Source organism: Deltaproteobacteria bacterium (assembly GCA_017302835.1).
Classification (GTDB): Bacteria; Bdellovibrionota; Bdellovibrionia; order Bdellovibrionales; family Bdellovibrionaceae; genus UBA2316.
The window spans coordinates 1-24,675 of sequence record JAFLCC010000022.1 but is presented as its reverse complement, the minus strand read 5'-3'; the positions used below and the strand labels follow the sequence as shown (position 1 = coordinate 24,675).

Sequence of the window (24,675 nt, the reverse complement as noted above, 5' to 3'; positions counted from 1 at the left end):
CTATTTAAGGCCTTTTGCTATTGAAGTAAATAATATTTTTTCTTTATTTCAAAAAGAGGTTCAGTAGGAACCTCTTTTTAGTAATCTCTTCAAGAAACAACTATTTGATTTTTAAGAGTTGTGGCTGAAGACTTAAATTAAATAGGTACTTTTTAAGAGAAATAGATTTCTTATTTGATTCATTCGAAGTCTGAAATTTAAGTCCATCGGTGACCGATGGATCTAAGTGAGTACTTTTAGCCATCACTGTTTCTGCCATAGTATTAAAACCATTGGGCACTTTAACAAACAGTCCAAGTCCATTTTGCCCTAGTCCTCCAGTAAAAACTCCACCCAGGCCTTCGATCTTTGACTCTGCGGGGAGCGGTAAAAACAAATTTACTCCTGGCAGATACTTTCCAATATTATCGAAAAGAGGGATAGCTAGGGAAATCCCAAACATTAGCGACTGTTCACTTCCTCCAAAATAAATTTTTGAATTTGAATTAAACTTAGCAGATACGACACTTGTTAAACCAACAACAGGAATAACGGAACCATTAGGAAGAAAATTATCCTGCGCTAAGTGAGTCTTTTCTATTTCAGAAATATTCGCGGAAACAGTTAAAATGTTTTTTCCATCAAGTGACCTTTGTAATTGAACTCTGCCCATCATCTCTGAAGGAAATTTTGGATTAGGAACGGGAATCAACAATCCTGGAAAGCTAAGGGCTCCCATATTTAGTTGGGTATTGAGAGTGACCCATGTGTCTTGATTGAAATCTTGACTTGTCTGAACTGAAATTTTCTCTACGAGCGAGCTATTCCCACAGGCAGAAAGGAAAGCCGTAAGTCCTATTAAAATGAGCCCCTTAAATAAATAAATAAATTTCATAAATTCTCCTTTTGTTTGTCATCATGAAAAACGGAAAGGGAAGTATTTTCCATAATGTCTAATAGGGAACAGGAGCAAAAAAGATGACAGTATCAATTTATAACAGCGCTAATTCTAACTTCTTATTATTAGAAGAGAATCTCATTCAGGGAAGATTACTAAATTGTAATCACCAACGGCAGTCACATATAATTAGACAAATTTCTTAAAGATTTTGTGCTTAGCTATTAACTTATTGAATTTAAAAACTATTTAATTTCAAATTATGGTTTTTTTTGAATAAAAACCACTCAACTGATAATTTGTTTACCACTTTGAATGTTCTTTTTTCTTTTGAAATTTGCAAGGTCCCGTCAAGAAATAAATTTTATAAACAGATAAGTTTTACAAATAAGTGAAGATATCTTTTTTCTCAAATCTGACTTTAACAGCTTTTTGATAAGCATCTTCTGGATGACGGTATCCAACGGCAACAGCAGCCACTGTTTCATAACCAGTTCCCTCAAGGTTCAAAACCTTATCATAGCTTTTGGAATCGATACCCTCTAGTGGACAAGTATCTATTTTCATAAGCGCTGCTGTTTCCATCAAGAAACCCATTGCAATATAAGCTTGCCTCTGGGCCCAAAAATTGATGACTTCGCTTCTTGGGCCTTGAACTAAATCACCTATCATTGCTTTTTTAAAGCCTTCGAGTTGGCTTACATCCATTTTTCTGACTTCGGCCATTCTGGTAATATGTTTTTGAATATGAGCCTCATCCATTTTCTTTTTAAACGTTAAAACGACAAGATGAGAACAATCTTCGATTTGAGTTTGATTCCAAGAAAGAGGAGTTAGTTTTTTTCGAACCTCATGAGATTGAATAATTAAAAATTTCCAAGGTTGAAGCCCATAAGAAGAAGGTGCCAGCCGTAAGGATTCTTCCAAAATTTCCCAATCTGAAGAAGAAATTGTTTTTGAAGAATCAAATTTTTTTACAGCATACCGCCAATTTAATTTTTCGATGAGTGTATTTTTTTCCACTGAAAGCTCCCTGCTATTTTAGCACCCTTCTATTTTATCACTTCAAACATTGATTTTACAAAATCACCTTTAATGTAGGTCGCATCATTAGAGTTTCGAACAGCAGCAACTCGCCAGTAATAGGTTTTACCTGGTGACAAATCGGTGACGTCATAGGAGATCGTTTTCTGATAATGATTATCTAAAGTGAGCCACTTAAAATTTGGATCTGTGGCTATCTGAAGATGATAGTTTTCTGCACCGGCCACAGAACTCCACTTAAGCTTTACGGTGGTTCCGTTTATCTTAGCCATAAAAGCAGGCTCCATAAGCTCTGTCGCTGGAGGCTGATTCGTTTTTGATTTATTTGGCTTAGGTTGAGGAAAAAGGGATCCAGGATCATGTTTCGCTTTGGCGCCCGCTTGCCCCAAATGCTTAGGCTCTGCCTGACTCAAACTAAAAGTAACAAATAAAACTGAAATTAAGATAAATAAAACTTTCTTCATATTCCCTTTCCGCATACTGTCTCCAAAACTACACTTACAGGTGTTTTATAAGTGTGTTTTACAATTAAATAGATAAATTCTCACGATTTTATTCTTTTCATTGCTATTTCCGGACATGCTGTGTTATAAAGGCTCAGGTTTTGCGGGTGATTGCTCTTGCTTACGAAATTTCGTTTTGATTTATCAATTTGGTAAGTCAGCAAGGGAGGAAAGTCCGGACTTCAAAGAGCAGTGCAAGGGGTAACGCCCCTCCGTTGTAAGGCGAGGAACAGTGGAACAGAAAGAATATCCAGGGCTATAATCTTGAGAACGGGAACGGGAGTTTTCAAGGGAGCTGCTGGAGTGAAAACAGCCAAACTCTGCATGAAGCAAGATCAAATAGGGAAGCATTAGTAGCTCGGCTCGGGTGAAGCTTTCGGGTAGGATCGCTCGAGGGTTTTGGAGACAAAACTCCCAGATAAATAATCATCGAAAATGATAGAGAAAACTTTTGGGACTTTATCATTTAGACAGAATCCGGCTTATAGCAAAACCAGTTCCCATTTCTTTTAAAGCATGGGTGAATATTTTCTCGACAGTATGGCATCCCTATGGTAGAGGACATAAGCTCATATTTTATTTATATTATTTAAGAGGTAATAATGAAAAAAGATCTTCATCCAAAAATTAATACGGTTGTTTTTAAAGATATTTCTTGTGATTTTTCTTTCCTTGGAACGACTACGTTATCATCCAAAGAAACTATTAAATGGGAAGATGGAAAAGAATACCCTTTGATCAAGGTAGAGATCTCTTCTGCATCTCATCCTTTTTACACTGGGAAGCAAAGACTTCTAGATACAGAAGGTCGTGTTGATAAATTTAAGAAAAAATACGCAGCACAAACAGCACAACCTAAATAGAGATTTTGATTTTATATATTTTTAATGCGGTTAGTTTATTGCTAACCGCATTTTTTATTTTACCATTCTTCACTTAAAGCTAAATATTTAGGATTAAATATGTTTTCTAAATTAGACGAAGTCGATTCTCGGTATGAACAAGTAAATCTTTCATTACAACGACCCGATATTGCTTCTGACCAAAAACAATATCGTTCTTTGATGAAAGAACTCGCTGATTTAGAAAAAATCGTATCTGTATACCGTGAGTATAAGAAAAAAGTTTCCTCTCTCAAAGCCAGTAAGGAATTACTCACGGCAGAGCAAGATCAAGAGATGAAAGAACTCATTCGTGAAGAAGTGAAAGAGCTTGAAACTGATATTCCTCAGCTTGAGGAAAGTTTAAAAATTCTTCTCATTCCCAAAGACCCTAATGATGATAAGAATATTATTCTTGAGATCCGCGCTGGAGCAGGAGGGGACGAAGCCTCCCTTTTCGCAGATGAATTGTTTAGAGCTTACGGTCACTATGCTTCTGGTTTGGGTTGGAAGGTGGAATTGGTTTCTTATTCTGATGGCAATGCTGGAGGCGCCAAAGAAGTCATCGCCACCATTTCTGGAGAAAATGTTTACAGTAAATTAAAATTTGAAAGTGGAGTTCATCGAGTACAGAGAGTTCCCAAAACAGAAGGAGCAGGACGTGTTCATACCTCAACCGTCACTGTAGCTATCATTCCTGAAGCAGAGGAAAACGAAGTCAAAATAAACATGAATGATATTCGTATCGACGTGATGAGGTCCAGCGGAGCTGGTGGACAGTCAGTCAACAGAACAGAATCCGCAGTCAGAGTGGTGCATATTCCCTCAGGAATCATGGTCCATTGCCAAGAGGGAAAATCACAAACGTCAAATAAGGAAAGAGCCTTTCAAATTCTTTATGCGAAACTTCAGCAACTAGAGGAAGATAAGGTCAGAAAAGAAGCCAGTGATGCGCGTCTTGACCAAATTGGTACTGGGGACAGATCCGAAAGAATTCGGACCTACAATTTTCCTCAAACAAGAGTCACGGATCATCGAATTGGTTTGACCACCCATCAACTTACTGAAATCATGAACGGGTCTATGGAAATATTGATAGATGCTCTCAGCGCACACTACCAAGCGGAAGCACTAAAGAAACAAACGAGCGGGTCATGATTTTAAAAGAAGTTTTGGATAAATCCATCACCTTCTTCAAGCAAAGAAAATTTGAAACACCGAGATTAGATGCCGAGCTATTAATGGCTTATGGTTTGGGGCTTGAAAGAATTCAACTTTATCTCAAATATGATCTTCCCCTCAAAGAACATGAAATAACTAAATTGAGAGAGCTTGTTGTAAGAAGGTCCCAGGGCGAGCCCATAGCCTACATATTAGGAAAAAAAGATTTTTATAAATCCACCTTTCTCGTAAATTCCCATGTTCTCATTCCTAGACCAGAAACAGAAACTTTGGTGGAAACGGCCGCTAAGCTTTTAGCTAAAGCTTGTAAAGATCTTGAGGATCTTGAGCTAACTAAACAAACTCTTGAAAAAGAAAGTGCACTGAGCGTATTAGAATTAGGTGCGGGTTCAGGATGTATTTCTATTTCACTGGCTAAAGAATTTGAATCTGTTTGTTTTTTCGCAGTTGAAAAATCAGATGGTGCTTTTGCTGTATTAGAAGAAAATTTAAAAAATAACCCTTGCGAAAATTTAAAGATTATTCATCAAGATGCTGAAAACGAAAAAGAAGTAGTTGCTGCCTGTAAAGAAACAAAAGAACAGTTTGATCTTGTCCTTTCAAATCCTCCCTATATAGATAAAGAAGATGAAAATATTGATGTGAATGTAAAAAAATATGAACCCGAATTGGCGCTTTTTGCAGATCAGAAGGGCTTGTATTTTATTGAATCTTGGATAGCAAAATATAGTCCTTACCTGAAACCCAATGGCTATTTTTTATTTGAAATTGGTCACACTCAAGGATCCGAATTGAAAAACAAAATGTTGGGATTGAATTTATTCTCAGAGGTTGACACGCTTAAGGATCTCAGTGGTAAAGAGAGAATTTTATTTTTAAAAAAGAAGTGGAATAAAAATGGATAAAATGATTGTTAGTGGCGGAAAAGTCTTAAATGGCGAAGTTCATGCAAGTGGAGCAAAAAACTCCGCGCTTAAACTTTTGTTTTCTACAATATTAGCAGATGGCACTCATCGTTTTGAAAATCTGCCTGATTTAAAAGATATTGAATCTACAAGCCAGTTGCTTGCGAGCTTAGGAATTCATTCCGAAAGAAAAGGGAAAGATTTTTTGGTTTATTCCCAACATCTAAAAAACTTAGAAGCGAGTTATGATTTAGTCCGCAAGATGCGAGCCAGTATTTTATGCTTGGGGCCCATGTTAACAAGATATGGTGAGGCCGTAGTCTCATTGCCTGGAGGTTGTGCCATTGGTTCGCGGCCTATAGATTTACATATTGAAGGAATGAAAGCCCTGGGCGCTGAAATTGAATTAAGAGAGGGTTATGTTCATGCCAAAGCCAAAAAGCTTAAGGGTACGACCTTCTTGTTTGAAAATATGACTGTTGGGGGCACTGAAAATGTGATGATGGCGGCCACCTTAGCCGAAGGAACTACCCTTTTAGAAAATGCAGCCAAAGAACCTGAAATTGTAGATCTCGCAGAATATTTAAATAAAATGGGTGCCAGAATTTCTGGACATGGAACTTCTATTATTAAAATTGAAGGAGTTGAAAAACTTTCTGCTGCTGAACATAGAATCATGCCTGATAGAATCGAAGCAGGCACTTTGCTCTTAGCTGGAGCGATAACTGCCGGAGAAGTCACCGTTAGATCTTGCGTTCCCCATCATTTTGAAGCCTTAATTTTTAAGTTAAAAGATGCGGGTTTTAAATTAATAACTACCGACGATACCGTGACTATCCATCCGCTTAAAGATTTCAAAGCCGTTGATATTTCTACGGCTCCTTACCCCCAATTCCCGACAGATCTTCAAGCGCAGTTTATGTCCTTAATGAGCATTGCCAGCGGCACCAGCGTGATTACGGAAACTGTTTTTGAAAATAGATTTATGCATGTTCAAGAACTGATGCGATTAGGTGCTGATATCACGCAAAAAACAAGGGTGGCCGTGGTTCGTGGAAAAGCCGAGGGATTAACCGGAGCTCCCGTTATGGCCACTGATTTAAGGGCCAGTGCTTGCTTAGTCCTAGCAGGACTCGTCGCCAAGGGTGATACCACCATAAACAGAATCTATCATTTAGATCGAGGTTATGAAAAAATGGAAGCCAAACTCTCAAGTTTAGGTGCCAATATCAAAAGAGTTTAAGGCGCAAGCAAGGGGATCTTAAAGGGATCGGCTTTTTTCCAAATTAAAATAATTTCCTCTTCTCCAAAGGGAGTATGCAGGTATAATTCATTTTCTTCTAAGTACATTTTATTCGTTAGATGTGCTCCTATTTGCATATCTGAATCCATTAAACATTTGTGGCCATTTTGTGGATGAGTCCAGTAAATTGTCTGCACTAATTCTGCATTTTGTGGATTGTAAATGTAAGTGGCTTTTCTTTCACAAAAAAAGCCCTCATCTTTTCTTTCGTAATATAGGATTGTCTCATCTTGAGTTATCGTAAACTCTTCATAAAGATCAGGATTAGGTGCTGGAAATTTTTGTCCTTGATACTGGTATTGAAAAAACTGCCATTTACCAATAAACGAAATGCTTATTTTTTTACCCGGTTTATCTGTAACTCTTTCAGCAGCTTTTTCAATAGCATTTTCAGTAGCCAATGTGAAATTGGAAAAAAAGGACAACACTGTTATCAAAACCACGGATAAAAACACAGACACCACTCTCTAAAAAAATTTAGGATCTATAACCTCGAGTTCTCCCTCGAATTTGAGTTATAACCAGTTTCTATCTTTTAGGATTTTCTCTGCTGTTTCAAGATTTTTCTCTTTTAACTCCGATTTGATGCTGAAATAAATCTTATTTCTAAAATCAATAAAGTCGCTTCTTGGTCCCAATAACATTAAGGTGTTCACGGCTATTCTGCCAGCGATTTCATCCCCAAATGTTTCCTTTAAATTCCACAATAATCCTGAAGCGACAGCACTGTCTCCGTATAAACTACCTTTTCTATCGGTGAATTTTAACTCATTTTTTACCGTCCTTCTGAAAGAGCCCTTAAGAAATGAAACCTCGCCTAAATTGGGGTTATTGAGTTGCAGAGTCGTCAGGAAATCGGCAAAACCCTCATTCAAGGAACCCCCTTCTCTGTCAAAGGGCAAATGAGCCAGATAATCAATAATGGCATGGTTACTTTCATGGATAATGATCGTTGGATCCCTTGGGATTTTTGAGTAAACAATGTCATCTCCCGAGCCAAATCTAATTTTATTTGCATAATAAAAGGCTGTATTAGATTTCTCAGGAGCTCCCACATTAACTTGGATGTCTATCATAAATGGAATTTTAGAATTAAATGTTTTAGCGAACCACTCATAGGATTTTTGGATAAAAAAAGATACTTGTACTTGATCGAAGCGGTCGTCACTGATTGGGATTTTAACAATTTCTCGAGGGCTTTCAAACTTAGAGTTTAAAAGAGAGGATACTTTAAAATTCAGCCCCCTGATGCCATTTTCCACTTCTACACTTTTAAGTATCACAGCTTCCAATTGGCTCATTTTTGGACCTTTTGGGAAAACCATAGCTTCCACATCAGAAAATTGAGAACCCATTTTTTTGTTTGAATAAATATTTAAAGCTGAATCAAATTGGACTTCGTAAATTTCAGTTTTTCTATTCGTGAAGGATAATTTATACATTGGGATTAAAAAGTTTTTACTAGGAACATAAATCCAATTAAAATCTTGAATGTCATTTTTTCTGAATTCTGGATACTTATTTAAAAACTCTTCTTTAACCAAAGCTAAATTTCTTTTTTCAAAAATTTCCACTTTGGATTTATCGACCTTTAAGTCAGTCGTCTGACCAACTAAACCAATTGTATCACCTTGCTCGCTGTCTATTTTCTTAAAATAGGACCCATCGACTTCTTTGTTATTTATTAATTGTTTATAAATATTAATTCTTTTGTCATCAACACTTGATTTATGATCTAAAGTCAAAGAAGCATCGATTTTATAATCCACAGGCTCACTATTTAAACCTTTGACCCAATTTATTTCTTTAAAGGATTCCTTTCGACCACAAGAAACCAGAGTGGAAACGACAAAAAGGCAAAACACTAACCTTTTTTTTAATAACCCCATAATCCCTCCATAGAACATTGTATAAATGCTAATCGGTTTTTTTATATTGAGCAATAGATCATAAAAAAAAGAGATCATTAAAAAAAAAGCCCGGCATAACCGGGCTAGAAATACTCAGGACCATAGGTCCTTGACCTCACTATCGCAAAGTCAATCAGCTACTCTTCCACCACCATTGTTTTCTCAAGGTAAGTTCCATCACCATTGACAAACCTCAATGTATGTTGACCGGCATCGAACTTGCCAAGTTTAACTTCTTTATTAAAAGGAATTAAAACCATGATACACATACCTTGTCTGACATTGGCCACGGACCTTATCTCATGGTTGAATTTATCAACATGCTTCACATCAACACGACTCCACTTGTAACATCCATTTGGAAAAATCCCACTTGCGACAACATAAGTCTCTGAATAGATATCAAAACCTCCGGGGATAAAAGCCTCGTTAATCCCTACGATAACTTCCCTATCCTGAGCCGCTGCGGCACTAGACATTGAAGGCGCCCAGATAATTAAAAACATGGCTATCGAAATAAAACTTAAAGCTTTCATAAATCTCTCCTTGATAATGGTTTGAAGTGGTTGTGATTAATTTCTACGCTGACACCTTGTTATAAAGCAAGAACTTTACCAAGCAGAAGTGAATTTAATTTTGTTTCATTGAGTGGAATGGGGCAATTTGTCCCAACCAAATTCTTTTTCTTTCCGATAAAGTGTTTTCCGATTTAATCCTAAAATTTCAGAAGCTCGTTCTTTTTGCTGATTTGTTTTCTCTAATACAAATTCAATGTATTTTTTTTCTAAATCTGCGAGTGTAGGTAATTCAGACTTTAGTCTGGAAAGAAACAAATTATTTTCAGAGGAAAAGTCTAGCCCTAAATCTTCTAATTCAATTTTATCTGTTTTAGATAAAACGACGGCTCGCTCAATCGTATTTTCTAGTTCTCTGACATTTCCAGGCCAAGCGTGATTCATTAAAAAATTTAAAGTATCACCAGAAAAACCTATAAATTCTTTATTGTTTAAAACGGCAAATTTATTCAGAAAATGATTTGCCAGCAGTGGGATATCATCCTTTCGTTGATTTAACGGAGGAACGACCAAAGGTATAACGGCAAGGCGGTAATATAAATCATCTCTAAAAATTTGGGAATTTATCATTTCCTTAAGATCTCGGTGAGTAGCACTTATGATTCTTATATCAATCGGCTTTGTTGTGTTTTCGCCGACGGGACGAACCGTTCTTTCTTGAATTACCCGCAATAATTTTGCCTGCAGACTTTGAGGGAGATCGCCAATTTCATCTAAAAATAAAGTTCCCCCATTTGCCTCTTCAAACAGTCCTTTTTTATTGCAGATGGCTCCTGTAAAACTACCTTTTGCATGTCCAAAGAGTTCAGATTCAAGTAAGGCTTCAGGAATTGCAGAACAATTTATCGCAACAAAGGGATTGTTTTTTCTAGAACTTAAATTATGGATAGATTTAGCAATCACCTCTTTCCCCGTACCTGTGGCCCCTTGTATTAAAATATTTGCTGTTGAGTTCGCAATCTGAGATATCAAACAAAATAATTTTCGCATACTTTCACTTCGGCCAATAATTCCTTGAAAGCTGCTTTTGGCAATCATTTCTTTTTTTAATAATGAGTTCTCCTTATTAATAATTTGATATTTAATGGCATGTTCAAACAAGTGAACCACTTCTGAAAAATCAAAAGGTTTAGTTAAATAATGAAGAACACCTTGGGAAATAGCTTGCAATGCTTTTTGCTTGAATAAAACATTTGTCAAAACAATGATGGAGGTGTTTTCAAGTAGGGCCTGAGTTTCCATTAGCTCGGCCAGAGTGGAATCATCATTCTGATTAATTTCACAAATAAAAAGAGCAATTTCAAAACCACCGGGGATTAAAGTTTTTTTTAACTCTTGTGATGCCTTAGCAATGGATTCGTAATGATGGCAAATGTAACCTTTCGGAAGAAAATAATTTTTAATTTTTTCAACAAGAAATTTATCTTCTTCAACAATAACAATATGTCTTGCTTTTAAAACCAACTCCCCCTCCTTCAGGCGTAACCCCTGCCCCTCCTTAGACTCTGTTTGAAAAATCCTACCGCTTAAAGTTGTTAGAGATCAGTAAAATTATAATTAAGACAAAGTTATATTGAGTGGCGTCGAAAAATAGGTTTTTCAGAAAAAAAAAGCCTCAGTGGAGGGGTCCAAGAGGCTTTGAAAAAACAATCCTGGAGGGGTCCAAGGAGTTGCATTTATAAGATATATCTTTGCAAGATATAAGATTTTTTTTAATTTGCAAGATTTTTTTTTAAAACTATGTTAAATGTTGACTTTAGAGCTTTTGCTCACTCTAGACTCCTTCAGCTAGGCTTTTAGTAAGGTACAGGTCCTAAGTTAGGCTTTGCCAGGCAGACCCAATTTTTTGTTTATTAGCTGTGGCTCTATCTTTATGATTAAATATGGCAAAAATATCAACAACATGGATTGTTCAACTCAATTCGGGTCAAATCGGTGGTCCTTACACCGCTGCCGAAATCTTGGATCACATCAATGAGGGGTTTATCACTGGAGAAGAGAAAATAGCTATTTATCCAGGCGGAAAATGGGATTTCATCGCAAAAGAGCCTCTTTTCTATGAAAAAATCCTTGAAATTCTTGCGAATGAAATGAACCCTGGTAAGAATTCTGCCCCCAAAAAACCAAACCCCCCTCATAAAAAGTCTGAAGACACACCCCCTTTGGATGAGACCGTCATTATTCCCTATGTTAAGAAACCGCTCCTAACAAAAATAGATCCCCCATCGGTCCCAAAGCCAAACACCAAAACTCACAATAGTGATGCGAGAAAAAAACTCACCTCAGAGGAAATAAAACAACTATCTTCAGATCCAAATAATTCAGATCCAAATGGTAATGTCATCGAGCTTAAAAACCTCGTAGAAGAAAAAAAAGACCTACTTAAAGATATTCTTAGATGGCCTTTATTTATTTCCTTGATCCTTATTGCAGCGTTCAGTCTCTATTTTGGTTTTTTTGACGATTCAGGTTCTCATTCTAATGAACGAATTCGGCTTTTAGCCCCTAAGAAAAGTCAAATTACTCTAAGCGATGCCCAAGTAAATCAAAAAACAAATCATGCTCTTAAATTCATCGCTCCTGATAGCGTCGAAGGATATATTGAAGCTCAAAATATTCTCGTCAATGTAATTGAAAATTCATTAAATAACTTAATGGCAAGGATGCTCCTTTGTGAAGTCTATAAAGAGCTCTGGTATTTTAGTTTCCAAGATTATCAAGATCAAAAAACCGTGTCCACCTTAGCGAAAACAACCAAGTCTCTAAATAAAATTGATACAAGTGGTTTTTTTTGTGAAGCCGTAAAACTCTATTCGGAGGGAAGGTTTAAAGAATCACTTAATACTTTAGATACCATCTTAGAAAAAGATTTTTCTAACTTTTTGCTTTATCAAATGAAGGGCGAGCTTTTGGAAATGGAAAATGAAACACTGATTGCTGAATCTTTTTTTCAGAAAGCAAGAGAACTTTCGGGCCAATGGGTTAAACCTGTTTTCTTCCAAGCGAAGGCCAATTTTAAACTTAAAGATTTAAGTAAAGCGAACAACCTCTTCTTGCAAGCAATCAAAGAAAATAAAAAACATAAAGCCTCTTATTTTGGACTCGGGCTACTTGAATTTTCTAGAAACCAATATGATAAAGCCTCAAATTATTTAAACTCAGGAATGGAAATAGATACTCTCATGGATAAAGGATTAGAGGCTCAGGGTTTCGAGGCCCTTTCTGAGGTTCACTTGATTCGTGGAAATAAAAGAAAAGCTCTTGAAATTGCCAATCTCAACTTAAAGAAAAATCCCTCACGTAAGTTAGCCATGGAACTATGTACTCGTTTAGGCGGTTGTGATAAATCTTTGAAATATTCAGAACGCCCAGACGAAGAACTCTTATTTAATTGTCAACTCTACTTAAGGCAAAAAGAATATGTACGTGCCCAGGCGGAATGTAAAGCCGCTTTTGAATTGAACCCGAAAAATTCAACAGCAGCGCTTAAGGCAAGCGAAGCCCTTTGGAGTTTGGGGCAAGGCCTTGAGGCCGTTGATTGGGTTAATAAGTCTATCAAAGCTGATTCAGCAAATGTGAAATCTTATCTTAAAAAAGCAGAATTTTTATCACATGCTTATGATTTCTCTGAAGCAGAGAAAACTTTGATCCAGGCCGATTATTTAAGTAAGGGAAATTATGAAATTCAGCGAGGGTTCGCTCATTTAGCCTTCAAAAAAAAAGACTACCAGGGAACTTTGAAATTAGCAGAAAAAGCTCTTAAAATTTTCGACGCTGATATCGAAAGCGTCATTCTTTATTCCGCTGCAGCCAGAGAACTTACAAATTTAACAAAAGTCACAAATCAAAAAGAACAAGAATCCAGAGAAAAGATTTCTAAAGATGCTTACAGCTTTGCTTTGAAAGCCATCGAGCTAGATTCAACAAATGTTGAAGCTCAAATAAATTATGCCAAAGTCCTTGCCACTCGCCAGGGCGTTGATGATGGTGGTGATTATCTTATCGAGATTATAAAAAAATACCCATCTATTTATGAATACCGCATTGCCCTTGCTGAAATTTATATTGAAGAAGACCGGTTTAAACAAGCCTCTGAAGCTCTTGAAAAAGTAATCGCCCTAAATGAATCAAATAAAGCGGCTCATTCTTTACTAGGTAAATGTTATAACCAATTGGGGCAAATCGAAAAATCTATTGGAGAGTATTTAAAAGCCAGTTACCTGGATCCATCCGACGCCGAGCCGATTTTTGAAGTGGCTAAAATATATTTAGAGGCTTCCAAAATTTCCGAGGCCAAAAATCAATTTGAAAGAGTTATCAGATTGAATCAAAAATTTCCAAGAGCTCATTTGTTTTTAGGAAAAACCTATTTGCTTGATGGTAACTTTTTAGAAGCTGAAAAAAATGCCGAGCTCGAAAAAAAGCTTTATCCAGGTTTGATTGATTCGTATATTTTAGTAGGTGAAATCAAGTTTGCCAGTAAAAACTATTCTGAATGCGCTGCTGAATACACCAAAGCAACTAACACGGGAACACAGCCCGTCTACGTGTATGTAAGGGCGGCACGTTGCTATCGTCTTGCGGGCCAGATTGACATGGCCCAAGGTTTTCTAGATATTGCAGCTGAAAGAGAAAGCGGGTTTGAAGATATTTACAAAGAACAGGGTGCCTTATTTGAAGCCAGGGGAGACCGTCTAGCCGCGGTCAGATCTTATTGCAAGTATTTAGATTTGTCGCCAAACTCTAAAGACAAGCAAGAGTTTTTATCTCAAATTCAGAATTTAGGGGGAAGTTGTGGGGATTAGACAACAAATTGTTACTATGGGAAGTAGAACTGAAGAAAAAATTAAAACGACTTTTATTGATTTATTACTGATTTCCTTGCGTGGAATCAGTGGATTTTTCTTGGGCTTAACCATCGCCCTCATCGGTCAGGAACTGGTTCAATTTGGATCTTTTTCATTGGTTTTTTTAACCATTGTAGTAATGGGAATTTTTTTAAGAATTTCTACGGGCTGGCTATTTACAAAAATTTTAGTCTTTGACTTAATTTGTATCCTTGTCATTCAATTATTCAAAATGTATATCTTGATTGCTCCTTAATCCCAAGGAGATAAAATGAATTCAAAATTCAATTTAAAACGTATTTAAAAAATTATCTGTAGGTGGGCGATGTTAGACATTAAACTATTAGAAAAAAAATCTGAGGATGGCCAGACATCTTATTTAGATTTATATAAAAAAGGTCTCCTAAATCGAGGCGGAGATACTTCATTGATTGATCAAATTATGGCTTTAAATAAAAACAGAAAAGAACTAATGACTCAAGCTGAAACAGCAAAAGCGAGTCAAAATAAAGCCAGTCAAGAAATTGTTCAATTAAAAAAACAAGGGAAAGATCCTGCAAACCTGATTGCCGAGCTTGGAAAAATTTCAGCAAGTGTAAAAGAAATGGAAACAAAAGCCAGTGAGGTTGATCAACAGGTCTATCAACTATTGCTGACGGTTCCCAATAAGCCCCATGAAATGGTACCTGTTGGCAAAGGCGCTGAAGATAATAAAATTGAAAAAGTTGTTGGAACGCCGACTCGACATTCATTCAAGTCAAAAGAACATTGGGAGCTTGGAGAAAAATTAAATATCATCGATTTTGAAAGAGCTGGTAAAGTCACCGGTAGTCGCTTTGCTTTTTTAAAAGGCGCAGGATCTAGACTTGAAAGGGCGCTGATTCAATTTATGATGGATTTGCATAGCGAACATCATGGGTATACCGAGATGATCCCTCCGTTTATTGTTAATAGCCAAAGCTTAATTGGGACGACTCAGCTACCTAAATTTAAGGAAGATCTTTTTCATTTAGAAGGATTTGATTATTTTCTTATCCCCACGGCCGAGGTCCCTGTAACAAATTACTATAGCGGCGAAACTTTAAACGAATCGGATTTGCCAAAAAAGTTTTGCGCCTATTCTCCTTGCTTTCGATCCGAAGCTGGAAGTCATGGACGAGATACCAAGGGTTTGATTCGACAACATCAATTTAACAAAGTCGAATTGATGATTTTTTCTCATCCCCATCATTCCTATGAAATGCACGATCTTCTGACAAGCCATGCGGAAGAGGTTTTACTCCGCTTAGAATTGCCCTTTCGACGAATGTTACTATGTACCGGAGATATGGGATTTGGTTCAGCAAAAACCTATGATTTAGAAGTATGGCTCCCAGGCCAAAATGAGTACCGCGAGATTAGCTCTTGCTCTAATTACGAAGATTTTCAATCACGAAGAGCTAACATCCGGTTTAAATCTCAATCAAATAAACCGCAATTTGTTCATACACTGAATGGATCCGGTTTAGCTGTAGGGAGAACATTGATTGCAATATTGGAAAATTATCAAACAGAATCAGGAACTATCCAAGTCCCTTTGGTCCTTCAAAAATATATGAATGGTCTGAGCGAGATTCGTTTCCAGTAACGCATTGATTAATAAAATGAAATTCCATTTGCCTCACGGGGTCATTTCCAATACAACTGACCCCGGAGCGATGGTAGAGCGGTTGAATACACCAGTCTTGAAAACTGGCAGCCCTTCGCGGGGCTCGTGAGTTCGAATCTCACTCGCTCCGCCATTTTACACCTAAGTAAAATGAAATTTCGGACCGCTCGCAGATGACTCAAGTTTCAATCTCCTAACTCCGCGAAAAGTAAAAAGAAAACAGCAATTGCAAAGAGATAAAGTTCAACGAGTGATCCGGTTCGATTTCGTCCATCGTCACGCGAGAATACGCCAAAATTCCTGAGTTATGCTATTTCAGTGCTACTTTTGTGCTACGGAAAAATAGAAAAATTCAGGAAGTTGGAAAGCTGGAAACCTCCAGCTAACTTCTCAAAACAACAGCGTTTCGTAGTTTCCAAGTTCGATGTCTGGAAAGCATCAACCAAAGGAGACAAGAAACATGCAGCCAGTAACCAAAAACAAAAATGAAAGTGTCGCAAATGTTCTAAAGCGTTTGCGCGAAAACGCACGTCTGACAACACGTCAGGCGGCATCCATTGTGGGCGTAACCCATACAACGATTGGCCACTTTGAAAACGGCAAACGCGCCGTTGAAGGCTTTCGGGTGGAGCAGATGGTGAGGGCCTATGGCTACACGATGGAGCAGTTCAACAAGATCTCAGGCAACAAGACTGTCCTCAGTTTCAAAGACGACTGTGTATCAATGATTGGTTTCATGGATGACGAACAGCTCGCAGCCATTCGTGCAGTTATGTCTCAGATGTTGAGGCGACCAAAAGGCCAAGGCGTTATCGATATCAAGGGCGATACGTCGCAAGAAAATCAAACGAACTAACAAAATATCAAAATTAAACGGAGCAAACAATGGAATCTAAAAGCACAAAAACAAATTTAAAATCGAATCAAAAACCGAAATCAATTCGCATCACTTCTGAAGTCCAAAAGAAAGCAGAAAAACTTTTGCTTTCCGCAAATAAGAAGAAAGCCGGTCGCAAGATTAAGGTTGATCAGCTACTCAATCTTGCACTTGATCTTGTGTCAGACGAACACATCAAAAGGCTGCAAGATCAGTCCTTATCGAATGAAGACCGCAAAGAGCAACTGCGACAACGGTATATCGAAATGCGTGGACCTATTACTCGCGATGAATTCATTGGCTTTATGCTTACAAAAGAGTTTTCGGGATTTCTAGTAGAGCAGTCGCAAACTGCGAATGCTGCATAAAAGAAAAGGCGGAATGCACGAAAATGCGGTCCGCCTTGAATCCTTCTGCCGAAGGAAAAGTAGAGTTTCGCTCTAACAATTGCGATAAACGTAGGTCTGACAATTATGTCGTGTGAAAGAAAAATCGCCGCCTAAATGTAGGTCTCTAGCATAGCTTTCATAATCAAAGTAATTCTGTGCCCATGTTGGAAGTTCGCTCAGTTGCCCTGAGTCTTCGAGCAGTTTATATGCGAAGTCAGTCTCAGACTCAAAAGACCCCTGCCACTGTTCTAAAAACATTTCTTCAAGCTCGGAAACATCAAAGTTGCTTCCGTCTTGGTTTTGATACCAGATCGAAAATGGTTCACCATGTGCGACAATCAGTTTTGCAAGAGTTGAGACTCGTTCAATATCGGGCCACTCACTTAGAGAAATGGAGTTGAAGCCTTCGTAATCGTGGACTGCCCACTCTTCGGCGCTGGGTTCTGGCGATCTTTCCAACATGGATTTGATGTCGTCCTGAATTTCGTGTGCTTCTTGGTCAGCATTGATCCATTCGCCATGCAGTTGTCCTGTGTTGTAGGCTGCTAGACATGCGACGTAAATTCTAGGACTGGTTTGTTGCTCTTGGTTTTTCATGAATTCTTCTCCTTCTAATGGTTTATAAAAAACATTTTTCGCCCGCCAGGTACGCCCCAAGCTTGCTTGGCGGGGGTAAAATTATGAGTGGTTGGCGCGGATTGCTCGATTTCTCGCTTAGGCCCTTCAGGGTCGATCATGAGGCATGACAGACCTGAAGGGGCTGGCGGGACTCAGTGAAAAGAGAAATCGAATTTGCAAGATGTGAAAAGTACGACCTAAGAAAACGACGAACTTGGAGAATTCCAAGTTTATCTACAGATTCTTTTTCTTTAGGACGATGAATTGAGGCGCAGCGCAGCCGCAATAAATTCTTAATAATTTTAGAATAATGAGTTATGTTGAATTTATGGAAACAATGAATCCGAGACAAGCAAGAGAAGAAATCATCCGCACGCTTAAAAACTCTTCGAAGGAGACAATCTCGATTAGGCTGTCACCGGAGTGTCTCACGGCCCTAAAAAGGGAACTTCTGGAAATTAAGCGTAATGATCGTGAAGTAAAGAATTTAACTGTTTCCAAGTATATTTCGGTACTTGTCGAGCAGCATGCCGAATCTTTGAGACGGAATAAGTAGGTGAACATGAGAGCAACTGATCTTATAAAAGAAAATGTCATATCACCTTACGATGAAATGGTCGCCTATGAGACTCTTTGGGCTGTAGATGGAATGACTGAAGCGAAATTAAGTGAGCTATTTCGTAAGTCGAACGATCTTCCCACAAAAGTTCTGCATAAATATCAAAGTGAGCATCAACATTCACTTTTTGGAGATCAAGATCCAATTAATAATCTTAAAAATGATGTTAGTGACTTTTTGAAAACTAAGCTGGGAAGATTTTCGATAGTTGTTAATCGGGATTTTCAGTATCCGTTGGAACTCAGGCATGCAAAGCATCCAATTGAGCTGTTCTATTATCGTGGCAATCTTGATCTATTGGGGACAAAAAGTATTTCCATTGTAGGCGCGAGAAAAGCCTCAAGTGCTGGTCTCAAGAGAGCGGAGAGGCTATCGAAGGGGCTGGTGGAAAATGGGTATTCAGTTGTTTCAGGTTTGGCTGCTGGAATAGACACGGCGGCTCTTCATGCAGCCATCGAAAGCGGAGGTAAAGTTATTGGCGTTATCGGAACACCGATAGATCAGTATTATCCTAAAGAAAATAAAGATCTTCAGGATAAAATTGCGAAGGATTTTCTATTGATTAGTCAGGTCCCTTTTTACCGTTACAAAAAAGAAACATTTCAACTTCATCGACATCATTTCCCCAGACGAAATGTCACAATGGCTTCCATAAGTGAGGCTACGGTCATTGTCGAGGCATCGGATACGAGTGGCTCTCTTACTCAGGCAAGGGCCTGCGTAAGCCAGCACAAAAAACTATTCATTCTTGATTCATGTTTTCAGAACACCAATATCAGTTGGCCCGCACATTATGAAAAACAAGGCGCAATAAGAGTTAAGGAGCTTTCCGATATTCTTGGTGCTTTGAAATGAGTGTTTGGAAACGAATTGATAGCTCGCACAACCTTCCGCACATCATGACCAATGATGTCTGTATTTACGCACGAGAGTATAAGGCGGGCCAAGGGTATGCTGCGGGTGAAACCAATCAGCTCATACTTAATTTTAAAATGTTTGTGACATTTAAAGGGACGAATAGATGGCGGTATCGAGATAGAGATGTAAGAAAATTTGCCGAAGAGGCCGCTTTAAATTTTGGAGCAAATTCGACTGTGGCAATTACAGCTATTCCTAGTTCGAAAGCCAAGAATGATCCTGATTATACAAATCGCTTCGAAGATATGCTCACACATTTATTAACTCTTAGGCCAAATTTGATTGAGGAGTGGCCGGTTGAACTCATTCAAACGGTACAAGCTTCTCATCAAGCTGGAAGCAGAAACCCTCAGCAGATTCAGCAACATTACCGCTGGAGAGGATTTCAAAACGGAGTTCCACAAACGCTTGTTCTTTTCGACGATGTGGTTACAACAGGCTCTCACTTTAGAGCGATGTCTGACTTCATCAGAAGCAATGGATACACTGGCAATATCGTGGGTATATTTTGGGCTAGATCCGTTTTCCCGACGGCCCAAGTGGTTTTTTCTGCCGTAGAGGACGAATGACCAAGAAGTTAGTCCTAAATGCCTTGAAATCAAAACTTTCTACTTTCAAATATTGCTGTGGAAATATTTTTCCAAATAAAAAACTGGACGGACATGCTACGCTTCCCGATCTTTTTGGACAGTACAAGAAAACGATAGTCCCAATAAATGTCGAAAAGCCTAACGGCGACCTTGATTGCGGGACAGGTTTTCACATCGGTGATGGTTATATCGTGACAGCTCGACATGTCGTAGAGGGAATGAAAAAAGTTGAAATTGAAAAGAAAGAGATTCAAGTCGGAGACATTCTTTACCACAAGGATGTCAAAGTTGATCTGGCCGTTATCAGATCTAATTTTAATTTGAATCATTGGATGGAAAAAACAAAAGTAAGAGGCCGGGAACGACAGAAAAAAATTGATCGTATCCAACTTGGTGGGCATTTAGATGATTGGATCGGTGACGAATTTATTTTGTCGTCAGCGTTAATCGTTGGATACCCACAAATTCCCCGATCTAAATTTCAGGTTCCTATTGCTGCCTACGCTCAAGTCGGCGCGGTGATGGACGAATATTCGTCTCCGCATCCCTACTTTATTCTTAATACAACTGCGCGAGGCGGTTATAGTGGTGGCCCTGTAATTTCCGAAGGGGGATTTCTGCTCGGTGTGGTTACAGATTGCTTTTATCACCACGGAAAGCCCTACGAAACAGGGTTCATGGCAGCAATTACGGTAGAGCCACTTCTATTAATGCTCCAAGATCACGGAATCAAAATTAAGGGGAACGAGAACATTCTTGACGAACTATAAGTCTGGAGACGGAAACCTCCAGACTTATTAAACCGCTTCGTCTATGCGGTTTGAGCTTTGGAAGTGTACTTTACTCCAAGGATTTGTTTGTAGTAGTTCACATGCTTTGAAATGCGAATTCCAAGAACACTGTGAACAAGATAATTGCCGTCTTGGCTCAGAAAGATTACGGGTCGAGCTACTAAACCGTAGGTGTTTCGACGAGTCGTTTCTGATGATGGAGCTGATTCTTTCTTTTCGAAAGGAAGTCCAAGAATCTTTTTGTAGAGATTGATGGGCATTTCGATTTTCAGATCGGCTCCTAAGCGATGCGTGATGCTGCCGCGATCAGAGTTGAGATAAACTTGAGGATTTGCGCTAAATCCTTGAATGATCCGTGTACTTTGAGCGGGTTTATTTTGAACTGTGGTTTCCATGACTTTCTCCTTAGTGAAAGTTATTTTGTTTTTTGGCTTCACTCTCTATCGAGTGGGCCTTTCACAAAGGGCAAGGCCCCGAAGAGAGAAGTTTCAAGTGAGCGAAGGCGTTTGCCCCGACCGACACACGAGAGCACCCGAGAGGTGCGGTAGAGGCAGAGGGCGTGACAGGAAAAAGCCGCTAGGCCCTGGCGCAGACCGATGCAAAGGGAGGATCAGGCAGACGCAAGTAGCGAACGATCTTACAAAAGAACTTATCAAAGGAGATTTCCTAAAAACAGATTCAAACAATCTAGCTCATTCTTCAGATTTCAACTTTTGGAAGCTTATTCCTAGTTAATTTGAAACTCGTGAAAATCAGGAACGAAGAGGCTAAGGCTCCCGCAGCTCCAAATATGAAAGTGAAAGACGATCCAAACTGATCCCAAATTATCCCAGCAGATACACTTGCGAATATCGTACAAATTCCTGTCACGGTTCCCAGAATGCCGATGCCCGTGGCCCTGAACTGAGGGGGAGACAAATCAACAGCCAGTGCTTTTCCTACTCCCTCAGTGGCGCCCATATAGAGTCCATAAACGAAAAACAGCGCCCAGAATTGCCAAGCCGCTGAGGCGAATCCGAATCCCAGATACACGATGAAAAACGTCATAAGTCCGCCAACCATAATCTTCTTCCGATCAATCCGGTCTGATAGATGACCAAGATAGGGGCTAGAGATCGAGTAGGTGAGATTATAAGCGAAAAACAAAAGAATCACTGTTTGGGTTGAAAGGCCGGAAGCTTTGGCTTTCATCAAGAGAAAAACATCGCTTGAATTTGTTAAAGAAAAAAGAGCCCAAGCAAAAATATATTTTTTGAATGTCAAATCAAATCGTTTCCAACTTTTAAACGGATTCTCCCAGGGCCGCTTCTTGACCTCGTGTTTGGGTTCTCGAATCGAAAAAATCACCAGTACCGAGATAAGGCCAGGGATTAGCGCCCAAAAGTAAAGTGATCTTAAGTTTTCAGAATTAACTGAGAGTAAAACTACGGTCAGCAAGGGGCCAATAGCAGCCCCCATTGTATCCATTCCTCTGTGCCATCCAAAAGCCGCACCTCTTTTCGCGGGTTCAACCGAGTCTGCAATGAGAGCGTCTCGGGGAGCCGACCTAATTCCTTTCCCGGTTCGATCAAGTGCGCGGGCTCCAAGTACATGAGTCCAATTTTGCGAGAGACCGATGAAAGGTTTGGAGATTGCGCCGAGCAGATAGCCCACCAAAATAAATGGCTTTCGTTTAGCTAAAGAATCTGACCAACTTCCGGAGTAGGTTTTCAGAAGACTTGCGATGGCTTCTGCAATCCCTTCGATAAGTCCAAGTGACGCCATCGATGCACCCAGAACAGTTGTCAAAAAAATGGGTGTGACTGGATAGAGCATTTCACTTGCGACATCGGCGAAAAACGACACAGCACCAAGCTTTAGAACTGTAGGGTTCAGGACTTTATTTTTTGTTGCGGTGATTTTTTCCAATAGAGATCGCCTACTTCACAGATTCCGAATTTTTTAGAAATACTTTTTTTAATGCAGCCATGATGGGCACCATTGTTATCCCAGGAGTTTTTTCCATAACTTGTTTGAACTGAGACGACGGAAGTTGACCGAGTTTTGCAATGGCCGAAGTCACATCTTTTTGAGGTTGCCCCGTCAAAGAGATTTCTTCATCTCCAGTCAGAACAGCGGCTAGTCGCCAAATATCTTTGAGATGCTTTTGAACAGATTTTTCGTCAACAGTATCGTCGCCAGAATTTTTTCTATCAAACAATTCTCGGTGCGCTCTTGCTTTGAGGCAGATGTTTGCAAGCGCATTAATAAGTGGAATTCCAGAGGAAGAAGTGACGAGATTTTTTTGGATTATTTCAAAATACTCATCATCAAGAAGAATAGCTGATAGCTTTTCTGCCGAGTCGTCCTTTATAGGAATAATGTATTGCCCCTCTGCCAACTCAAGCTTTAATTCATTTCGAGCAAAAATCTCGATGAGTGCCGGACATTCTTTTTTATCTGGCTCTCTGAAGCGATAATATCGAGGTGTGCCTTCGGTTGCTTCCTTGGTTTTGTACTCGCCTTCTTCGACATACGAAAGAATCCGAGTGTTGAGATCTTCTGAGCGTCCAAGGACGACCAGATCAACATCTTTAGTGGCTCGGAATTCAAGTCCTTCATCTTCCATGAGAATAGCGGCGGCGCCACCACCAATGATGACGTAGTGCTTTTCCAATCCAATTAGATAAGTACAAAAATGATCAAACCCATGAGGTCTTGCCACGAATTACTCCTTTTCTCGATGAAGGCCATAGGCTTTCAGCATTTCATCAAGAGACAATTGAACACGTTCATCCGTGTTGCGCTGAAGTGAGAAAAAGACCTCAATCGGATTTTGAGCCCCTTTGATTGCAAAGAGGGCGGGATCTTCTTTCCAAACCTGAATAAGCGTTGTTTCGCTACGCTCTTGAGCGAGTGCCATTTTGTCTAGTGTTTTAAAATTTTGACGAAACTCACTGGTTGTCACCGCGATGACGTTCTGATTTGGATGAGCGAGATTCGAGTATCTAGCTAAGGCCGATTCACCAGCGACTATATAACCTTCAAAAGGCTTTGGGAGATAATTAGTTTCCACCTCTTTGAAAAACGGAGCGAAAGTTTGAAGAAGAACCTTCTCCCAAGTTTTTTGATGATTCTCTTGAGTGTAGGACTTGGTTGGTCCCGCTCCATGTGAAAAGAGAAGATCGTGTTCGGTCAGCTCGGTTAAAGCAGGACTTAGCTTTGAAGCGGAGATCTTGGTCCGATATTGCAGTTTTTCAAGAAGAAGTTTCTGCGTGAATTCTTCCGGAATCTGATTCGTTAAAAGACCCGCCACGATCTTAAAAGCAAAAGGAGTGAGTCCCTCTTTTTTATCAGCTAGTTCAAGTTTGTGATTATCCTCAAATTTTTTAAGTCGTCCAATTTTCAATCCAAGATCGGGCACAAACACAGACTCATTTTTGTAAATGAATGGAATACGAAACTTGACGAGCAGTGGTCGGTGTTTGGGCGGCATTCGGTCAGCAATGACCAAAACAAGCGGGCCAAGTTTTTCGTGAAGTAATTGGTAGATCCGCATGAGATGTTCAAATGCGAGTCGCGGTTTTGGAATAACGAGATAAAATGGTGCCGCCTCTTTCATTGGCAACTTTAGGACTCGAATGTTTTCTCGCATCCATACGGGGAGCCCCTTGATTTGCTCCATCGGCAAATGCTGGGGCTTATCCTCAGTTAGACCGGGGTAGAGGGCTTGAAGGGCTCTAAGGTTTCTCTCAATATCAATCTGTTCCATTACAGTAATATTATCAGCATCTTACGTTTTTTCAAAGTATATTCTTAAATTTATGAAAATGGGTTGTAAATTTATAAGTAATTGAAATTACATATAAATAGATGATCTCTGCGAGGTTTCGCCTATGAAAAGCCAAGTCCGGTCCTTCAAATGACTCATTTTGATTCAAGCCAAGCGTCGTTTGATTCCCTAATCGACTCCTTCTCCTGCCTGTCGGCGTGGGTAAAAGGAGATCGCTTATGGAACAAAATCAAAACAACTACATCACTCTAGAAATGAATCTGAAACTTCAGATGGTATGTGGTGCTCGACATAACATCTGTTATGGGAAGCGCTGGATTATGTGGACTGTGCTCTTGGTAAAAGTAATTCCAAGCCTTTACGGCCATATCGCTACACATAAATCCGACACTGCGCTTCCGCCCTCGGATGTCCCGAGCTATAGCC

At 39.2% G+C, this 24,675-nt stretch carries 25 protein-coding genes, 1 tRNA gene and 1 other RNA gene; 15 read left to right on the top strand and 12 right to left on the bottom strand.

All coding sequences use genetic code 11. The features are described 5' to 3' along the window. Positions 1-100 precede the first annotated feature (100 nt). The 3 genes from J0M15_15655 to J0M15_15645 form a co-directional block, all read right to left on the bottom strand. Positions 101-874, bottom strand: a complete 774-nt coding sequence (locus J0M15_15655) for a hypothetical protein (GenBank protein ID MBN8538486.1) — start codon at positions 872-874, stop codon at positions 101-103. 384 nt (positions 875-1,258) lie between these two features. Further along, a complete protein-coding gene (locus tag J0M15_15650) occupies positions 1,259-1,900 on the bottom strand; it encodes an NAD(P)H-dependent oxidoreductase (protein MBN8538485.1) in 642 nt (213 codons plus the stop codon). A gap of 29 nt (positions 1,901-1,929) precedes the next feature. After that, complete coding sequence (locus tag J0M15_15645; GenBank protein MBN8538484.1) at positions 1,930-2,400, bottom strand: fibronectin type III domain-containing protein; 471 nt, start codon at positions 2,398-2,400, stop codon at positions 1,930-1,932. A gap of 119 nt (positions 2,401-2,519) precedes the next feature. Here J0M15_15645 and rnpB point away from each other — a divergent pair. The 5 genes from rnpB to murA all read left to right on the top strand — a co-directional run bounded on the left by rnpB (position 2,520) and on the right by murA (position 6,635). Beyond that, an RNA gene (rnpB, locus tag J0M15_15640) (RNase P RNA component class A) lies at positions 2,520-2,925 on the top strand. Between the two features lie 101 nt (positions 2,926-3,026). Next, positions 3,027-3,287 carry a type B 50S ribosomal protein L31 gene (locus J0M15_15635; protein ID MBN8538483.1) on the top strand — a complete coding sequence of 87 codons (261 nt, stop codon included), beginning with the start codon at positions 3,027-3,029 and terminating at the stop codon, positions 3,285-3,287. A 99-nt stretch (positions 3,288-3,386) separates the two neighbouring features. Then, positions 3,387-4,463, top strand: coding sequence for a peptide chain release factor 1 (gene prfA / locus J0M15_15630; protein MBN8538482.1), 1,077 nt, complete (start codon positions 3,387-3,389; stop codon positions 4,461-4,463). Next, positions 4,460-5,392 carry a peptide chain release factor N(5)-glutamine methyltransferase gene (gene prmC / locus J0M15_15625; protein ID MBN8538481.1) on the top strand — a complete coding sequence of 311 codons (933 nt, stop codon included), beginning with the start codon at positions 4,460-4,462 and terminating at the stop codon, positions 5,390-5,392. The genes prfA and prmC overlap by 4 nt, the downstream gene beginning before the upstream one ends. Next, on the top strand, positions 5,385-6,635 hold the full coding sequence (gene murA, locus J0M15_15620; GenBank protein MBN8538480.1) for a UDP-N-acetylglucosamine 1-carboxyvinyltransferase: 1,251 nt from the start codon (positions 5,385-5,387) through the stop codon (positions 6,633-6,635). The genes prmC and murA overlap by 8 nt, the downstream gene beginning before the upstream one ends. On the opposite strand, the gene J0M15_15615 is transcribed toward murA, so the two are convergent. From J0M15_15615 to J0M15_15600, 4 genes are all read right to left on the bottom strand, one after another. Next, the gene (locus J0M15_15615; protein ID MBN8538479.1) at positions 6,632-7,150 is read right to left on the bottom strand and encodes a hypothetical protein; all 519 of its coding nucleotides are present in this window, start codon (positions 7,148-7,150) and stop codon (positions 6,632-6,634) included. The genes murA and J0M15_15615 overlap by 4 nt on opposite strands. A gap of 60 nt (positions 7,151-7,210) precedes the next feature. Beyond that, positions 7,211-8,584: a hypothetical protein gene (locus J0M15_15610; GenBank protein MBN8538478.1), complete on the bottom strand. Its 1,374-nt coding sequence runs from the start codon at positions 8,582-8,584 to the stop codon at positions 7,211-7,213. Positions 8,585-8,742: 158 nt separating this feature from the next. Then, positions 8,743-9,141, bottom strand: a complete 399-nt coding sequence (locus J0M15_15605; GenBank protein ID MBN8538477.1) for a hypothetical protein — start codon at positions 9,139-9,141, stop codon at positions 8,743-8,745. A 105-nt stretch (positions 9,142-9,246) separates the two neighbouring features. Then, the gene (locus J0M15_15600) at positions 9,247-10,644 is read right to left on the bottom strand and encodes a sigma-54-dependent Fis family transcriptional regulator (protein ID MBN8538476.1); all 1,398 of its coding nucleotides are present in this window, start codon (positions 10,642-10,644) and stop codon (positions 9,247-9,249) included. 419 nt (positions 10,645-11,063) lie between these two features. On the opposite strand from J0M15_15600, the gene J0M15_15595 reads away from it, so the two are divergent. The 6 genes from J0M15_15595 to J0M15_15570 all read left to right on the top strand — a co-directional run bounded on the left by J0M15_15595 (position 11,064) and on the right by J0M15_15570 (position 16,920). Continuing rightward, positions 11,064-13,985, top strand: coding sequence for a tetratricopeptide repeat protein (locus J0M15_15595; protein MBN8538475.1), 2,922 nt, complete (start codon positions 11,064-11,066; stop codon positions 13,983-13,985). Next, the gene (locus J0M15_15590) at positions 13,975-14,283 is read left to right on the top strand and encodes a hypothetical protein (GenBank protein MBN8538474.1); all 309 of its coding nucleotides are present in this window, start codon (positions 13,975-13,977) and stop codon (positions 14,281-14,283) included. The genes J0M15_15595 and J0M15_15590 overlap by 11 nt, the downstream gene beginning before the upstream one ends. Positions 14,284-14,352: 69 nt before the next feature. After that, positions 14,353-15,654, top strand: a complete 1,302-nt coding sequence (serS, locus tag J0M15_15585) for a serine--tRNA ligase (protein ID MBN8538473.1) — start codon at positions 14,353-14,355, stop codon at positions 15,652-15,654. Between the two features lie 64 nt (positions 15,655-15,718). Next, positions 15,719-15,808: transfer RNA gene (locus J0M15_15580), tRNA-Ser, on the top strand. Between the two features lie 327 nt (positions 15,809-16,135). Further along, the gene (locus J0M15_15575; protein MBN8538472.1) at positions 16,136-16,531 is read left to right on the top strand and encodes a helix-turn-helix domain-containing protein; all 396 of its coding nucleotides are present in this window, start codon (positions 16,136-16,138) and stop codon (positions 16,529-16,531) included. 29 nt (positions 16,532-16,560) lie between these two features. Further along, a complete protein-coding gene (locus J0M15_15570; protein ID MBN8538471.1) occupies positions 16,561-16,920 on the top strand; it encodes a hypothetical protein in 360 nt (119 codons plus the stop codon). A 72-nt stretch (positions 16,921-16,992) separates the two neighbouring features. Here the strand turns inward: J0M15_15570 and J0M15_15565 are convergent, their stop codons facing one another. Next, a complete protein-coding gene (locus tag J0M15_15565) occupies positions 16,993-17,538 on the bottom strand; it encodes an antirestriction protein ArdA (protein MBN8538470.1) in 546 nt (181 codons plus the stop codon). A gap of 583 nt (positions 17,539-18,121) precedes the next feature. On the opposite strand from J0M15_15565, the gene J0M15_15560 reads away from it, so the two are divergent. From J0M15_15560 to J0M15_15550, 3 genes are read left to right on the top strand one after another with little or no spacing between them, the layout of a single operon-like run. Next, positions 18,122-19,033 (top strand): DNA-protecting protein DprA, encoded by a 912-nt coding sequence (locus J0M15_15560; GenBank protein MBN8538469.1) that lies wholly within the window; start codon positions 18,122-18,124, stop codon positions 19,031-19,033. Beyond that, a complete protein-coding gene (locus J0M15_15555) occupies positions 19,030-19,665 on the top strand; it encodes a hypothetical protein (GenBank protein ID MBN8538468.1) in 636 nt (211 codons plus the stop codon). Before J0M15_15560 ends, J0M15_15555 begins: the two co-directional genes overlap by 4 nt. Further along, positions 19,662-20,456 (top strand): trypsin-like peptidase domain-containing protein, encoded by a 795-nt coding sequence (locus J0M15_15550; GenBank protein ID MBN8538467.1) that lies wholly within the window; start codon positions 19,662-19,664, stop codon positions 20,454-20,456. The genes J0M15_15555 and J0M15_15550 overlap by 4 nt, the downstream gene beginning before the upstream one ends. A gap of 41 nt (positions 20,457-20,497) precedes the next feature. On the opposite strand, the gene J0M15_15545 is transcribed toward J0M15_15550, so the two are convergent. The 4 genes from J0M15_15545 to J0M15_15530 all read right to left on the bottom strand — a co-directional run bounded on the left by J0M15_15545 (position 20,498) and on the right by J0M15_15530 (position 24,228). Next, positions 20,498-20,872 (bottom strand): hypothetical protein, encoded by a 375-nt coding sequence (locus tag J0M15_15545; GenBank protein ID MBN8538466.1) that lies wholly within the window; start codon positions 20,870-20,872, stop codon positions 20,498-20,500. Positions 20,873-21,176: 304 nt separating this feature from the next. Further along, positions 21,177-22,385 carry an MFS transporter gene (locus tag J0M15_15540; protein ID MBN8538465.1) on the bottom strand — a complete coding sequence of 403 codons (1,209 nt, stop codon included), beginning with the start codon at positions 22,383-22,385 and terminating at the stop codon, positions 21,177-21,179. A 10-nt stretch (positions 22,386-22,395) separates the two neighbouring features. Then, a complete protein-coding gene (locus J0M15_15535) occupies positions 22,396-23,181 on the bottom strand; it encodes a hypothetical protein (GenBank protein ID MBN8538464.1) in 786 nt (261 codons plus the stop codon). A 3-nt stretch (positions 23,182-23,184) separates the two neighbouring features. Further along, entirely contained in the window at positions 23,185-24,228 is a 1,044-nt protein-coding gene (locus J0M15_15530; GenBank protein ID MBN8538463.1) for a hypothetical protein, read from the bottom strand. Positions 24,229-24,467: 239 nt separating this feature from the next. Here J0M15_15530 and J0M15_15525 point away from each other — a divergent pair. Next, the coding region (locus tag J0M15_15525; GenBank protein MBN8538462.1) for a hypothetical protein at positions 24,468-24,675 on the top strand (208 nt) is incomplete at its 3' end.

Coding starts and splice junctions, on each gene's coding strand:
- J0M15_15655 (MBN8538486.1), bottom strand. CDS start 874: ATGAAATTTATTTATTTATTTAAGGGGCTCATTTTAATAGGACTTACG.
- J0M15_15645 (MBN8538484.1), bottom strand. CDS start 2,400: ATGCGGAAAGGGAATATGAAGAAAGTTTTATTTATCTTAATTTCAGTT.
- J0M15_15635 (MBN8538483.1), top strand. CDS start 3,027: ATGAAAAAAGATCTTCATCCAAAAATTAATACGGTTGTTTTTAAAGAT.
- prfA (MBN8538482.1), top strand. CDS start 3,387: ATGTTTTCTAAATTAGACGAAGTCGATTCTCGGTATGAACAAGTAAAT.
- prmC (MBN8538481.1), top strand. CDS start 4,460: ATGATTTTAAAAGAAGTTTTGGATAAATCCATCACCTTCTTCAAGCAA.
- murA (MBN8538480.1), top strand. CDS start 5,385: ATGGATAAAATGATTGTTAGTGGCGGAAAAGTCTTAAATGGCGAAGTT.
- J0M15_15610 (MBN8538478.1), bottom strand. CDS start 8,584: ATGGGGTTATTAAAAAAAAGGTTAGTGTTTTGCCTTTTTGTCGTTTCC.
- J0M15_15605 (MBN8538477.1), bottom strand. CDS start 9,141: ATGAAAGCTTTAAGTTTTATTTCGATAGCCATGTTTTTAATTATCTGG.
- J0M15_15595 (MBN8538475.1), top strand. CDS start 11,064: ATGGCAAAAATATCAACAACATGGATTGTTCAACTCAATTCGGGTCAA.
- serS (MBN8538473.1), top strand. CDS start 14,353: ATGTTAGACATTAAACTATTAGAAAAAAAATCTGAGGATGGCCAGACA.
- J0M15_15575 (MBN8538472.1), top strand. CDS start 16,136: ATGCAGCCAGTAACCAAAAACAAAAATGAAAGTGTCGCAAATGTTCTA.
- J0M15_15570 (MBN8538471.1), top strand. CDS start 16,561: ATGGAATCTAAAAGCACAAAAACAAATTTAAAATCGAATCAAAAACCG.
- J0M15_15565 (MBN8538470.1), bottom strand. CDS start 17,538: ATGAAAAACCAAGAGCAACAAACCAGTCCTAGAATTTACGTCGCATGT.
- J0M15_15560 (MBN8538469.1), top strand. CDS start 18,122: ATGAGAGCAACTGATCTTATAAAAGAAAATGTCATATCACCTTACGAT.
- J0M15_15555 (MBN8538468.1), top strand. CDS start 19,030: ATGAGTGTTTGGAAACGAATTGATAGCTCGCACAACCTTCCGCACATC.
- J0M15_15550 (MBN8538467.1), top strand. CDS start 19,662: ATGACCAAGAAGTTAGTCCTAAATGCCTTGAAATCAAAACTTTCTACT.
- J0M15_15545 (MBN8538466.1), bottom strand. CDS start 20,872: ATGGAAACCACAGTTCAAAATAAACCCGCTCAAAGTACACGGATCATT.
- J0M15_15530 (MBN8538463.1), bottom strand. CDS start 24,228: ATGGAACAGATTGATATTGAGAGAAACCTTAGAGCCCTTCAAGCCCTC.